The sequence below is a fragment of the Corynebacterium sp. CCUG 65737 genome (genome assembly GCF_024454115.1).
GTDB lineage: Bacteria > Actinomycetota > Actinomycetes > Mycobacteriales > Mycobacteriaceae > Corynebacterium > Corynebacterium genitalium.
In genome coordinates, this window is record NZ_JAGPZB010000001.1 from 367130 (window position 1) to 380492 (window position 13363).

Sequence of the window (13363 nt, forward strand, 5' to 3'; positions counted from 1 at the left end):
AGCCCGGACTGCCCGCATAACCCTTGCAGATATGCTGGCGCGGGGGTTAGAAGTCCGGATCGGTGTCGAGATCCTCGTAGTCGTCAAGGGACATGTCGTCCGTGTCGTCGGTGTCCGCCGTGCTATCGAAGCTCTCCGTTGGGTCGGCAGAGTCCGGCATCTCGGGGTCGGTTTCTGGCGCAGGGTCAGAGTCTGGCTCGGTGGTAGCTGGAGCGGTGTCGGCGTCGACCGGGTCGTCGAGCGCGAGGTCATCGTCATCGATGGTGTCGATCGCGTCGTCCTCGGCCGCGACATCGGGAACGAGGTCAGCCTCGTCCCACTCCGGCCACTCTTTTGTGGTGAACGCGGTGTTCAGGGAGCGTTCGGTCAAGCCTTCTGGGATCGGTTCTGGTGTGATCATGGCGTTAGAGAAGGTCGTAGGTCTTGAACCAGTCAACGGCATCCTGGGGCGAAGCGAAGTCGAAGGAGCTCATCACCACGCCGGTCTCAGTATCGGCGTAGGTGATCGAAGCATCGTAGAGATCATCGGAGTCGGCTCCGATGGCTGCGGATCCGTCGGAGCTTTCCTCCATGATCCCCTCATCGGACTTGGAGTAGCGGCCTTGCTTGATCAAGGCGCGTTCCCGCTTCGCGGCCTCCTGGTTCACGGCGAGGTTCACGTAGGAGGAAGCATAGCGGCCTACCTCACGGAAGTGCTCAACCCCCTCGCTATTCGTGTTGACCTTGCACTGGATGCTGGGCGCGCCGAGGAGACCCGAACTGCTTGTGTTCAAGGAGCAGTTCTGGACGGCGCCCTGGAGCTTCTCCGGTAGTGCTGCATAGATCTCTTCGCCGGTCTTCGGCTCTGCGGACTCAGTCTGGGTTGGTGCCGTGGACTCGCCGGCGGATTCAGCCGCGGTGCCTCCATCCTGCGCCTGGTTCTCAGCGGGGTCGTTACCGCCGCGGGTCAGGGCGAAGGCGCCGATGCCGCCGATGAGGAGAACCGAACCCAAGACTGCGCCGACAGCCAGGGCGGTGCGGTTCTTCTTGCGGGGCTCGGCCTGGCTAGGCTGGCCGGTCTGGCTCGACTGGCCCGGCCGACCTGCAGGACCCGGCTGGCCGGCGTACGTCGGCGTGGTGGGCGCAGTCGAGGTATGCAGACCGGTGACAATCGGCGCGACGGCAGAGAGCGCACCCTGGGCGACCACCATCTTCGGATCGTCGAGGTTGGCCACCGGGCCGAGGCTCTTGATCTCCTCCTGAACCATCGGGACGCGGGATGACCCGCCGGTCATGTAGAGGGCTTTCAGGTCGCCGGGGGAGGTGACGCCAGCGTCGATAAGCGTCTGGCGCGTCAAGTCAGTCGCACGCTGGACGGGCTGACGGATGATGTCCTCGAACTCGTTGCGGGTCAGCGTCAACCGGACAGATTCGGATTCGCCGGGGACGGTGATCGTCGCGGTGGGGGATTCGGAGAGGACCTCCTTCGCACGGCGGATGCTGTCTTCGACGGCGTGGCGGTCGGACAGGGGCGCGCGGCGGCGGAGGTACTCGATCTGGTCCGGGTGGTCGTCCTCAAGCTGGCGGTCGACCCAACGCCGAATCAGGGCATCGAAGCTCTTGCCGCCCAGAGAGTTGTCGCCGCGGGCAGCCACGATGTGAAAAGACCCGTCGTTTTGCGCCTCCAGCACAGCCACGTCGAGGGTGCCGCCGCCGAAGTCGAAGACGGCGATCTTGTCGCCCGGTTCCAACGGCTGGTTCGCCGAGTAGTACTGGGCGGCTGCCTTCGGCTCAGAAACCGTGCGGATGTTGGTGGCGTTGAGGCCGAGCTGCGTTGCAGCGTCGAGAAGCACCTTGATCTCCGCGTCCGTCCACGCCTCCGGGTGGGTGAGCACGAGCTCAGCCGGGCGGTGGTCATTGTGCTCGCGGGACGCCCGGCGCACCACCGACTCCAACACGGCAGCAACCGGGGTGGAGGCAGGAATGTCGTAGCCGTTGATCTGGAAGATCTGCTGCGGGATGACGCGCTTCGGCGCGGCGAGGAAGCCGTCCGGGTTGCCCTCCGCCTTGTTCAGGGCCACGTCGCCAGTCTCGACGTGTTCGGGGGTCTCAATGTACACCGACGACGGCATGGTCATCCTGTCGTGGGACAGGCTGACGGCTTCCACACCACCGCGGGTCGGGTTCGTGTGCGCCGCCGCGGTGTTGGATGTGCCGAAGTCAATGGACAGAGTCCAGTCCTTGGACATGGGGGTCCTCCCTAGCAGTAGGTGGTCTTCATGGCTAACAGTAGTTAGATGCCGGGGCGGGGCGGGAGGTTACACCCCGCCCCGGAAAAACCGGAGGGTATCCGGCCTTTCCAAGGAAGGGGTTCTAAGACTCCGCTGCTGGGGTTTCAGCAGTCGTTTCAGAGAGGGTTTTCGCGGCGCTATCCGCATTGTTTTCGGCCGTGTTCTCTGCAGTGTTTTCTGCGGTGTCCTCCGCCGAGCTCTCTGCAGCGCCGTCCGCGTTGCCCTCTGCCTCAGCTACCGCAGCGCGCAGCATCAGGTACTGGGCGGCAACCATCTGGGACAGCTGGGTCTTCGGGTCGACCTTGTTTGCTTCTTCTTCCGGGTCGTTGCCAATGGTCGCTTCGGAGTTCGCCGAAGTGTTTTCGAACTTGGAGATGTGGGCGTAGTAGTTCTCATACTTCAGGTAGCAGTAGTGGAGCTTTCCGCTGCCCTCGTAGGTGGAGTAGCACTCGGTGCCGGGCACGCCCTGCGGCTCGTCGAACTTCTCCGGTTCGTCTTCGGAGTCCAGGGCACGGAAGGACGCCAGCATCATTTCCGCGTTCTGCGGGTTGGCCAGACGGAAGAGAGTGGATTCACCGATCGCCATGGCCTCGATGTCGGCTTGGTCCAGCAGGCGGGAGACCTCACCGGTGGCCTTGAACATGCCGTTCATCGCGCGCTTGTTCATGTGGGCGGGGACAGGGCCGTTCATCTCCACGCCCTCTGGGGACATCACGACGTACTTCAGGATGTTGTCCGGGTCCATCGGCTGCAGTTTGTCGTGTTTGCCGAAGCCTTCTTCGGTCTTGTGGGTTTCAATGTCATCCATCATCGGAAGCTGCATGGTGAGGAACTTCGACATGTAGTCCACCGCCCACGTCAGGTCTTGGTTCTTTTCCTCTTCGGCCATATCCAGGTCCCGGTTGTCCATGGCGTTGGCGAAGATGACGAACTCGTTGTACGTGGTCACCATGTGGACTTGGTCGCCTTCTTCATCCTTCATGCCGGCGGCGCCGGGGTGGCCTGGAATGTCGATGTACTCCAACGGGTAGGTCGTGTCGTCTTCCCAGTTGATGCCGCCCTCTGCCAGGTAAGTGTCGCGAATTGCGTTGGCGAACCCTTCGGCAGAGGTCGGGTCGGTGAAGCGCCAGATGTAGTTTTCGGCGATCTGGTTGCCGTCCTCGTCGCTGGCGGGGTGAATGTAGCCGGAGATGTAGTTCTTCTCAAACGGCTTGGTCGCCTCGTTCACTGCGTCGGGGAAGACCAGGCTGATCCGGCCGAACGTGTTGTAGCGCACTGGCATGCGGCCTTGGGTGAACCGTTCTGGGTCGACCTCGTAGGGCAGCAGGGTTTGGTAGCCGATCTGGTTGCCCTCTGAGTAGGAAGTCATGTCAACCGGGGTTTCGGGCCATCCCGGGTGCGGTTCCTTGCGGTACTGGCCGGTGTCGTATTTCTCTTCTTCGGGGACCTCGGAGGTGGCCTGCTCTTCGGAGGCTTGCTGCTCTTCTGGCTGCTGGAACTGCTCCAGCACGGAGCAGCCGGTCAGCGCGCCGGCAGCGGCAACGGTGGTGAGGATCGCGGCGACGCGGGTGCTGATACGGGACACGGGGGAGGGGCCTTTCTTCATGAAGGTGCGATGCGGTCACAGTTTGGATGCGGGGAAAGCCTGCGAAGGTTACACCTTAGAGGGCGGTTTCGTTCTGAATTTTGCATAAGAGTCTGGCATATCTTTCCTCCGCGCGCGTGGAAAGGGGCTGTCCCTGCCCCGCCCGGCGATATCTCCGCCACAATGGGGGACGCATATACTTCCCTCTAGCTAACCCCCACACGTGAGAAAGCTTAAGAAGTGACCCAGCCGGATCAATCCACCGCAGCGCCTGCAGCCCAGCAGGAGGGCGTGCACGCCAAGGCCAAGGGCTACATTGACCGTGTCTGCGAGGGGATCTTGGACAAGCGCGGACGGGCGAAGGTGTCGGTGCGGGTCAAACAAGCGGCGTCGGCGGAGCTGCAAACGAATACGGTGATTCTCGCCGGCGAGGTCAACCGCGGCAAGAGTTCGTTGGCGAACGCGCTTGTGGGGTGGCAGCGAGTCTCACCGTCGAGCACGGACTTTACGACGGTCATTCCCATCGCCATCGGACCTGAAACCGAGGAAATCCCAGCCGGTAGTGCGGCCTTGATCTCGGCCGAAGGAACGGAGATTCATCCGCTGACCGAATTGCCCAGCCGCGTGGATCGCGCGTTGCAGTCCTTTGACGGATTCGTGCCCACCCGTGCGCACATTGCTGTCGACGGTTCCAAGATGGGCGACACCATCGTCATTGACACTCCCGGCATCGGCGGCATCGGCTCTGCGGACTCAGCTGTGCAGGCGGACACGGAGAACTTCGCCAGTGTGGTCGTTGTGGTGGCAGATGCTTCTAGCCCGTTGACCAAGCCGGAGATGGACTTTCTCAAGCACGCCCACGAGGTCTCCGCGTCCGTGGTCGTGGCGGTGACCAAGACGGATAAGAACATGACGCGGTGGCGCGATATCGTCGCCGAGGACGAGAAGCTCATTGCCGCCCACGTGGGCGAAAACATTCCCGTCATCGGTGTGTCCTCGCTACTGCCGTTCGCAGAACTGGGCACTGACGACGACAATGTCGATGCCTTCGCCGGCTTGGCACGGCTGCGTAAAGAGATCGCGGATCGCTTCGCCAGCGCGGAGTCGCTGCCGGTGGCCAACGCGCTGCGGATCATGAACCGTGCGCTGGAAGACATCGAAGCGGAAATGGAGACGGAGCAGCGCGATCTCGAGCAGGCCGAGGATGTTCTGCCTGAACTGGAGGAGCAGAAGGCCAGCTTCGAAGAGCTGCGCCAGCAGGCCAAAGTGTGGGAACGCCACTTGAACCGCGACCTCCAGCTCATGCGCCAGTCCGCGGCGGACAAGTTGGATGAGGATCTCATGGAGATCCGCACGAAGTGGACAGATTTCATCGACAAGCACGGCATCCAGGTCTTGCGCAAGGATCCGCAGCACTTCACGCGTTTGATGGAAGAGGATTTCCAGCGTGCGGTGGTGGTGTCGGTCAGCCAGTTCGGTAATGATGTGGAGGCCTATCTGCACAAGATCTTCGGCAACTCCACTGTCCCGGACGAGATCATCGCGGAGATCCGCGAGCAGCTGCACATCGGGGAAATCCGTACGGCTGAGGTGAACCGCAACATGCGCGACACGTTTGACCCGATGATGCTCATGATGGGTTTCTCCGGCGGTTCCACCATTGGTGGTCTGCTCGGTGCGGCCCTGGTGCCCGGCGTGGGCATCATTGCTGGTGCCGCGTGGTTCGGCGTGACCTTCGGGTTCCGTGCCATCAAGTCGGGTAAGTCCCAGCTGAAGAGTTGGCTCAATGAGTCCCGCAATTCGGCGGTGAAGCACACCAACAACATTTTGACGCAGTTCACACTGGTGGCTCAACCGCTGATCTCCGCCCGTTACACAGCCCAGTTGGAAGCGCAACTGGGTGACTTGAAGCAGCGCATCGCGCGTGCTCAAAAGACCATTAATCAGCGGCAGGAGACACGGAATCGGCGCCTGGAAGTGATCAAGAAGAACCGGGCGCGCGTGCGCAAGGCTCACGGTGATGCAGAGACCATGATCGATCAGCTCACGGCACGGAAAGCGGGGTAGTACATGTCCATTCTCGAATTGATTGCGAATGAGCTGCACCGCTTGGCGTCGCTGTCGCCGGAGATGGCCCACGCCTGCGGCCCGCTCCTTGCGCGCGTGCAGACGCCGCCGCGCATCGTCATTGTCGGCCGCATCAAGGCCGGCAAGTCGACGCTGCTCAACGCGCTCGTCGGCGCGCCTGTCGCGGAGACCCGCGCGCTGGAGGCCACCAACGTGGTCACCGTGTTCCAAAACGGCATGCCGGATCGCGCCGTGGCCTACCTGCGCAGCGGCGAGCAGGTCCCCATCCCGATCCAGCGTGGACGCGTGTCCCAGTTGCCGGTGCCGGCGGCGGAGATCGCGTTCATCGACCGCTGGTTGCCGTCGCAAGCGGTGAGCAGGTACACGCTCATCGATACCCCGGGTACAGCAACGCTGACAGCGGAAAATGAAGCCACAACGCGCGCCGCGCTTATCGACGGCTACGAGCAAACCCGTTCCGCCTCCGTCGACGCCGATGCTGCCGTGTTCCTGTTTGACTCTGCACCCCGCCGCGACGAGGTCGAGTTCATCCAGCAGCTCGGTTTCACACCCTTGAACACGCTGGGCGTGCTGTCGCGCGCGGACTCCTTCGGTGAGGGGGCCTTGGGCGATGAAGACCCGATCATGAAAGCCCACGAGCACGCTGCGCGCCTGTCCCAGCAGCTGGGCGGTTTCGTCTCCCGGGTCATGCCGGTTTCCGCCCTGTTGGCGCAAACAGTGGCGACGGGCGTGGTCAGTGAGTCCTTGACCCGTGAGATCGCCGCGGTGACATCGCAGTCGCGTTTGGAGCTGGTCTCCGCCCTCTACTCGAAAGGCAATAAGGGTTCCGGTGGACCCCGCAACATCGATGCCAGCTTCTCCGCCCACTCCCTTCAAGCGGCCCCGGACCCGAACCGGCACGCAGCGCACCGCATCGAGAACGTCGTCGACCTGATTGGTGAGTACGGCCTGTTCCGCGGCCACGAGGAAGCCGTCAAGGGCGGCGCGGCGTTCAATGACTGGCTGATCCGCGCCTCTGGCATCGGTGCGATCCGCGAGGCGCTGGAGCGCGACCTGTCCTGGTACGCCTACCTGCACCGCGCTGGTGAGATCCTCACTGACCTTGAGGGGCTGGTCTACCGCCACCCGGCCTTCACCGAGCCGATCCGACACACGCTGCACACCCTGCGCAACCACCCCGTAGCCATCCCGGCGAAGTTGTTGATCACGCTGAAGTCGCTGCTGGCAGCGCATGCTTCCGAGGAGTTCATCCACGAAGCCGCGCGGCTCGCCCATGCTGGTCCGCCGCCGTCGCGCTTGGATCTGCCGCCGAACGCGAACCCGTGGACGGTCCTGGATCGCATCCGCGAGCGTCGTTCCCAAATGCAGATGCTCTCCTTCGGGCTGCTCGACCCTTCGGAGGAAGAAGCGATGGTCGTGTTCAACCAGGCCTACGACCAGATGGAGCGCGACACCCAGGCGCTGACCTAAGCGGAGCCTAGCGCTGCTTTTGTTGCATCGAAGCACTTAGCAAGGTTCGCCGCTACGGATTTTGTAGAGTTTCTCCTGAAGGTCTGGTGAACCCGCATCGATCAAGCGTTGGAACATTCCATCATTTCGTAAGCGCTTCCTTTCCTGCTCCGCTTCACGTCGCTGCTCTACCTCCCAGAACCTAGTAGCCTTGGTGAGCCGATTTGGAAAACAAGTAGAATCCTTCGTCGGAGAATTGGACCATACAACAGAATTATCGGTCGGATGCGAGAGCTTAAAAATCTCTCGTCCTAGATCTACTGACCAAGCGAACTGGGACTCCTCCGCGAAGTGGTAGTCCGTCAACCTCCCCAAAAGAGCGCAAGTCCAGTCAGCTAGCTGAACGGTGTTGTAAAGATGGCTCTCGGTCTGTAATGGAGTTTCGACGATGCTGCGATTCGACTTGTTACTGCGCGAGTAAATCGTGGCGCTCAGAGTGGCCACTGCGCGTTCACGGTTGTCAGTTTCCGTAGCATCCATAACTACGAGTATTAGCTCTTCCTCGTCTGAGGCAAGGGATCCGAGCCTGTTGATGGCTTGAATAAGACAATGGTTCTCCCTGTCCTGGGATTTCTCTCTTGTTTTACTCACTGGACCAACGGGTTTCTGCTGTCCGTAGAAGAAGAGATGTCCGCCCAACTTTCCCAGCTTCCGGTAGATACGGGAGAGCGCCGGGGCTAGTTCGTCCCCGTAGCGCTTAATGTTTCGCGTCGTGAGTAATGCAGAACCTTTCTTTTCCCACTGGTCTGACGGCACTCCGGATAGTTCGATCTCCACAGCGAGTAGCTGCTCTTTAACGTACTTGAAATAGCCACTCATCTCGCGAACGTTCTCAGCAGGCAAGATGTAACCTGCGTAACCGAAACACGGATGCGTGTTGTATTTCGCGTGGTCGTGAGAGATGTACGGACCTTGGTGTCCAAACTCGTCAATATAAGCGATAAGCATTCGTGAAGCCCCCAGCAGATAGCTCAGTGGCCGAGTCGCTCAAAGCGACCCGGCCACCGGAAATAGCGCGGTACGTGTGTTTCAACGCCGCCACTGTGGTCCCAACTTTAGATGGTGCTTTGCGCGATCGCAAGCGGGATAAGACGATGCTTCACATTTCAAACCTTGTTCTCAAGTCCAGCTGACACACCAAAACCCAGGAAAGCAAGGTCCATGTGGTGCGTCACTCTGTGCTAGTCGCTTCTGGCAGCGCATGCTTCCGAGGAGTTCATCCACGAAGCGGCACGGCTCGCCCATGCTGGGTTACCGCCGAACGCGAATCCCTGGCCGGTTCTGGACCGTATTCGCGAGCGCCGGTCCCTGATGCAGATGCTCTCCTTCGGCTTGCTCGAGCCGTTAAGTGATCACATGGTTCACCAATTGATAAATTGATAAAACCGGAGCGCTGAGCCTCACAACCCTTGGATCAGGTCGCCGTATTCGTCCTGGCCGCGGTGACGGAACACGGCGACGGTGCGGCGACGCGGGGTAGTTGGTTCAAGGTGAAGAGCTTCATTGATGGCGGCAAGCGCTGATTCAGAGTTGCCGGCGAGAGCCGGATCGAGGCCCATCGAGTCCAATAGGTGAGCCAGGTCTACCACTGCGTCATCTGCGGGAAATGCACGAGCGGGAGCGGGGAAAACCGCGAATTCCTCCGGAGCGAAGCGGAGCCACACCCGGTCGCCCACGGATACCTCGGCCTCGAGAAGGAAGCGGCGGATCGTGGATGTGTCGGACTGCTCCGCTGCGTTCACGCCCACGAACTGGTCACCCAGGCGGCTCGGCACAGCGACTTCACCGCCCGCCGGTACACCGTAGATACTGGCCACACCGAGCGGCAGGCTGAAGCCGGATCCTCCCAAGTGATCGTGGTTGACGGTGAGCAGCATGCACCACGCACCGTCGCGCCAGTAGAGGTCCGGGTCATCCTGCGGGTCAACCTCGGTCGTCTCACCCGGGCTGGCATCGGAATCGCTGGTGGCATCGGAGTGGTCGTGGAGCACGGAATCCGCTTCACCGGCATAGGCCTCCAGGCCCCACTCGCGTAGCCCGTAGAGGTCAGATGCCACACGAATAATGCGCTCATCGACGTTCACGGCGTTGGTGATAAAGCGCTCATTGATGTCCATCGGCGTTGCCTGGGCAATCTCCGCGGTGCTCATCGGCTCTCCATTGAGCGGCAGCACGCCCGCGGCGAAGTCTTGGTGGCTGGACGCGATGAGGACGTGCGCGTCGTCGGAGAGCACGACTAGCCCGTTGCGCTGCGACATCCATTCCGCCAGAAGATCGCGGTCGGTGCCTAAAGACTCGGCGGCTGCGCTGATAAGCGCCGCGTTATGCTCGTCGGCAAGCTCTGCCAGCGCCGCGTCGACAGCGTTTGCGAAACCCGGCGCGGCGATCCACGTTTCGTCGGTGTCCCACAGGCCCCACATGCGGAAGTAGTGCTCGTACGTGCCAGTGAACGGCTCTGCATCCATTGCCAGGGCTGGGAGCTGCGCATTCACCGAGGCGGTTGTTGACAGCGGCAGGAACCTCGCCGCGAGATGGTGCGCAACGTCAGTTGATAGGGCGGTGGTCCCCACGACGTCGTGTCTGATCTCCGCGTCGAGCTGCTGGATGCGCTTTTGCGAGATGTTGTAGAGTTCGCCCAGCTCTTCCAGTGTCGTGTCACCCATGTAGTGCATGGATATCATGGTCATCTTCATCGGATCGTCCGCGCACGCTGCGGCTAGTTCTTCGACGCACCGCGCGAACAGTCCCGCAATCGCGTCTCCCGCCATGCGCTTTTCGACGCCCAGTGCCAAGCCCCTCACCCCACGCGGCAATTCCGTCCCCGTTAGCGCGAGCCAGCCCGCGAGAATGTCCAGCTCTCTGTCGGTGTCGGACTCTGTGTCCGACTCGGTTGCAGGCTCGGTGGCGGGGGAGGAGGCGGTGGACGCCGGCTGCTCTTCGGGAGCGTCTGTGGGCGCTGCCGGTCGGTCCTGCGGCTGTTCTGTCTCCATGCTGGCCAGCAACCGGGAAAAGTGCAGCTCGCTGACAATCGGGATGTTTAGTTCGCGGGCACGGCGGGCCTTGCGGCTCATGGTGTCCGGGTTCGCAGCAACGAGGAGCGCAGTATTCTGTCCTACCCCGCCGACCGTTAGGCCGTGGCTGAGTGCCCGGGTTTCCCACTCTGTGCGCGGCACGTCCATGGAACCGGTGAATGCGATGCGGTCGTGTGGGGAAAGCTCGACCCATTCCTCATCGTCAGCGCTGTCGATCTGCGGCGTGGCAATGAGATCATGGACCAAGGCGGGGTCAATGGCGAGCTGTTCGGCCAGTGTGCACAGCTCGGTTTTCTCGCGTTCGGTGATGACACCATCGACCCAGGCTCTGACGGCGATCTGGCGGATGAACTCCTCGTGGATCCTAGCGACATCATCGTCGGTAAGCCCTGTGTCGTGGGCGAAACGGGCTAGCCCGTAAAACTCTGCCGGGGTGAGGTGACGGTCGCCGAGGCAGACCCGCAACAGCTCGCTGTACTGGTCCGTGTCCGTGTCGCCGCCTGCGGGAAGCGATTGGATGAGACGCGCGAGCCAGTTCTCCTCATCGCCTAGCTCATTGGATTCGGCCGTCTCTGTACGCTCGTCGGACTCCGCGGTCTCAGCGTGCTCGGCGGGTTCGGCCGTTTCATCGGGCTTGGCGGTCCCGTTGAGCCCGTTGAGCTTGGCGGTTTCAGCGGTCTCCACAGGGGGCGTCGCAGTGAGATCTTTCCGGGTCACCAGAGCGGCGTTGGTGGGGGTCATGGCACCGTTGAAAAGCAGGGGAACGCCAATGAGCGTGCCAGAGAACGTGCGTAAGAGCTCCGCTGTTGCTGCAGCGTCAGGTAGCGCGGCGTGCGGCGTGCTGTTGGTTAGACCTGCTGCGTCGAGCGCATCAGCGAGACTGCCGCAGCCCAGTTGCGCCGTGGCCAAGTCCTTCGTATCCACCCAGTGCGCGTCACTGACGTTTGTGGCTATGCCCACGCGGTGGAACTCTTTGGAAAGGAACCGTTTCTCAAATGACGCGTTGTGCGCCACCCCGATCCTTCCCTTGAGTACCTGAGCAAGTTCGGGTGCGATGTCTTCCCACGTTGGCGCGTTCTTCAGATGCGTTGTGGTGAGCTTGTGCACGTGGCTGGTGGCAATGTCCCGGTTCGGTTGCACCAACGTCTCCCACGTTCCCTGTTCCCGCAGCTGCTGGTCCAGCAGCACGACACCGACTTCGACGATGCGATCAGAACCACCAAAACCGGTTGTCACAACGTCGATGACAGCGAAGCCGGGGTGCGGGCTCATGGCAGAAAATTCTCCAGCAGGAAGGGGCTAGGACTCCCCCACGGTAGTTCACCCTCCAGTGGGGCGCACGGCGAAAGATCGGGCTGGAAGGGCTACTGCGGATATTCAACGGTGGTGTTCAGGAAGTACCCCTCAACTTCACCGGCGGCGTCCAGTGCCCGGCCTGTCTGGAACCGTTCAGGCAGTCTTTCTCACCGGCCCAGATGAAGATGACGATGACACCGGAGACCACTGCCACGGCGGTGGAGACCATCCATCCGAGCGCCAACGTGATGGACAGTCCCGACTCTGGACCTAGGCCCATGTATCCACCGCCGATACCCAAGGCTAGGAACGTGGCCACTGAAACAGCTGCCGACCACTTGAACCAGGTGGCGGCACCATCGCTTCGCTTCGCTTTAGGCGCCGGCTCGTGTGTGCCAGCAGCATGCGGCGCCGCGAGTAGCGCGGTAGGTGGCTCGTACGGCGCAGACTGGTTCGACGTGCGCGGAATTATTGGGTCCCCAAGGTGAGACCTAAGTGCCTCAACTGGTGCCGGCTTTGGCTGAGCCGGCTTTGTTTGTGTTGGCTCAGGCTGTGCCGGTGTAGCTTGCGGCACCGTTTGCCCGGCGGCTGCAGCGACCACGAGCTCCACGAGCATTGCTTGACGACGTTTCCCCACCCCCGGCAGCGCAAGCAACTTATCCGCACTCATAGCGAGCATCTTCGGGCTCTCCTGTTTCCATAGCGCGATATAGGGCTCAAGGCCGGTACCGGCCCCGTCGATCTGGGTGGTGGGGTGCAGGTTGTCCGCAATCCATGCCAGCGGCTTCTTCGGGAAGGTAGCGATCCACGCTTGTGCGATCCCCGCATGGTCCTGGGCAGATGGACGGTGTGATACCGATGCGAGCGACGGGAACAGGCCAGCACCTGCGTACCGCGTAGGCACTTCGGGTTTGGGAACCTTCACCTGTTGGGGGATCACCTTGGGCTGCCGTGTGGATCCCGAGCCCGCAGTCGTTGGCTGCACTCCGCCTGAGCGTGTGAGCGTCCTCGCTGGTTGCCGAAGGCGACCGTTCCGCAAAGGCCGCCGTGGGGTGCCCCGTGATCGGTGCTAGGTGTTCGACATGGAGGTAGCGGAGCAGGTCGGCGGTTGCTGAAGCGTCGGAAAGCGCGCTGTGTGCGAGCGGATTCGGAATGTCGGCGATTGCCAGCGCCTCGCTGAGCTTTTTCACGCCGAGGTAGTGCGAGGACAACGTCATCGTGTCCACCCACGAATCTGGGACCGAGTCCCGCATCCCTGCCCGATGGAACTCGTTGCGCAGGAAGCGCTTCTCAAACCCGACGTTATGCGCCACCAGCACCCGCCCGTGCAGGAGATACTTCAGGTGCGGGGCAAGCTCTTCGAAAATGGGAGCCTGTGCGACGTCTTCATCCGCGATGCCGTGAATGCGGCTGTTCGAAATAGGCTGCTGGGGATGCACCAGCGCCTCCCACGTCTTCTCCACGGACAGGTCCGGGCGCAGCAGAACGACTCCAATCTCGATGATCGCGTGCTGGTTGTGCACGCCGGTCGTCTCAAAATCGATGACCGCGTACCCGTGGTTCCGAGACATTGTGCTACATCC

9 protein-coding genes are annotated in these 13363 nt (G+C 61.8%); 2 read left to right on the forward strand and 7 right to left on the reverse strand.

Annotated elements, in window-relative coordinates; genetic code table 11:
• Nucleotides 1-46 precede the first annotated feature (46 nt).
• From KBX17_RS01895 to KBX17_RS01905, 3 genes are all read right to left on the reverse strand, one after another.
• Nucleotides 47-400: a hypothetical protein gene (locus KBX17_RS01895; protein WP_256018260.1), complete on the reverse strand. Its 354-nt coding sequence runs from the start codon at nt 398-400 to the stop codon at nt 47-49.
• Between the two features lie 4 nt (nt 401-404).
• Entirely contained in the window at nt 405-2228 is a 1824-nt protein-coding gene (locus KBX17_RS01900) for an Hsp70 family protein (protein ID WP_256018261.1), read from the reverse strand.
• 124 nt (nt 2229-2352) lie between these two features.
• Complete coding sequence (locus KBX17_RS01905) at nt 2353-3855, reverse strand: hypothetical protein (RefSeq protein ID WP_256018263.1); 1503 nt, start codon at nt 3853-3855, stop codon at nt 2353-2355.
• 240 nt (nt 3856-4095) lie between these two features.
• On the opposite strand from KBX17_RS01905, the gene KBX17_RS01910 reads away from it, so the two are divergent.
• Both KBX17_RS01910 and KBX17_RS01915 read left to right on the forward strand, forming a co-directional pair.
• The gene (locus tag KBX17_RS01910) at nt 4096-5922 is read left to right on the forward strand and encodes a dynamin family protein (RefSeq protein ID WP_256018265.1); all 1827 of its coding nucleotides are present in this window, start codon (nt 4096-4098) and stop codon (nt 5920-5922) included.
• A gap of 3 nt (nt 5923-5925) precedes the next feature.
• Nucleotides 5926-7413: a dynamin family protein gene (locus KBX17_RS01915; protein ID WP_256018266.1), complete on the forward strand. Its 1488-nt coding sequence runs from the start codon at nt 5926-5928 to the stop codon at nt 7411-7413.
• A 36-nt stretch (nt 7414-7449) separates the two neighbouring features.
• Here KBX17_RS01915 and KBX17_RS01920 read toward each other — a convergent pair whose 3' ends face one another.
• From KBX17_RS01920 to KBX17_RS01935, 4 genes are all read right to left on the reverse strand, one after another.
• Nucleotides 7450-8400 carry a DUF3800 domain-containing protein gene (locus KBX17_RS01920; protein ID WP_256018268.1) on the reverse strand — a complete coding sequence of 317 codons (951 nt, stop codon included), beginning with the start codon at nt 8398-8400 and terminating at the stop codon, nt 7450-7452.
• Between the two features lie 452 nt (nt 8401-8852).
• Entirely contained in the window at nt 8853-11756 is a 2904-nt protein-coding gene (locus KBX17_RS01925; protein WP_256018269.1) for an exonuclease domain-containing protein, read from the reverse strand.
• Between the two features lie 118 nt (nt 11757-11874).
• Nucleotides 11875-12450 carry a hypothetical protein gene (locus KBX17_RS01930; protein WP_256018271.1) on the reverse strand — a complete coding sequence of 192 codons (576 nt, stop codon included), beginning with the start codon at nt 12448-12450 and terminating at the stop codon, nt 11875-11877.
• Between the two features lie 46 nt (nt 12451-12496).
• Nucleotides 12497-13351 (reverse strand): 3'-5' exonuclease, encoded by an 855-nt coding sequence (locus tag KBX17_RS01935; protein WP_256018272.1) that lies wholly within the window; start codon nt 13349-13351, stop codon nt 12497-12499.
• Nucleotides 13352-13363: the final 12 nt, after the last annotated feature.

What these genes read in the sequence shown, in the direction of transcription:
- KBX17_RS01895 (WP_256018260.1), bottom strand. Translation starts at nt 400, where the DNA reads ATGATCACACCAGAACCGATCCCAGAAGGCTTGACCGAACGCTCCCTG.
- KBX17_RS01900 (WP_256018261.1), bottom strand. Translation starts at nt 2,228, where the DNA reads ATGTCCAAGGACTGGACTCTGTCCATTGACTTCGGCACATCCAACACC.
- KBX17_RS01915 (WP_256018266.1), top strand. Translation starts at nt 5,926, where the DNA reads ATGTCCATTCTCGAATTGATTGCGAATGAGCTGCACCGCTTGGCGTCG.
- KBX17_RS01920 (WP_256018268.1), bottom strand. Translation starts at nt 8,400, where the DNA reads ATGCTTATCGCTTATATTGACGAGTTTGGACACCAAGGTCCGTACATC.
- KBX17_RS01925 (WP_256018269.1), bottom strand. Translation starts at nt 11,756, where the DNA reads ATGAGCCCGCACCCCGGCTTCGCTGTCATCGACGTTGTGACAACCGGT.
- KBX17_RS01930 (WP_256018271.1), bottom strand. Translation starts at nt 12,450, where the DNA reads ATGAGTGCGGATAAGTTGCTTGCGCTGCCGGGGGTGGGGAAACGTCGT.
- KBX17_RS01935 (WP_256018272.1), bottom strand. Translation starts at nt 13,351, where the DNA reads ATGTCTCGGAACCACGGGTACGCGGTCATCGATTTTGAGACGACCGGC.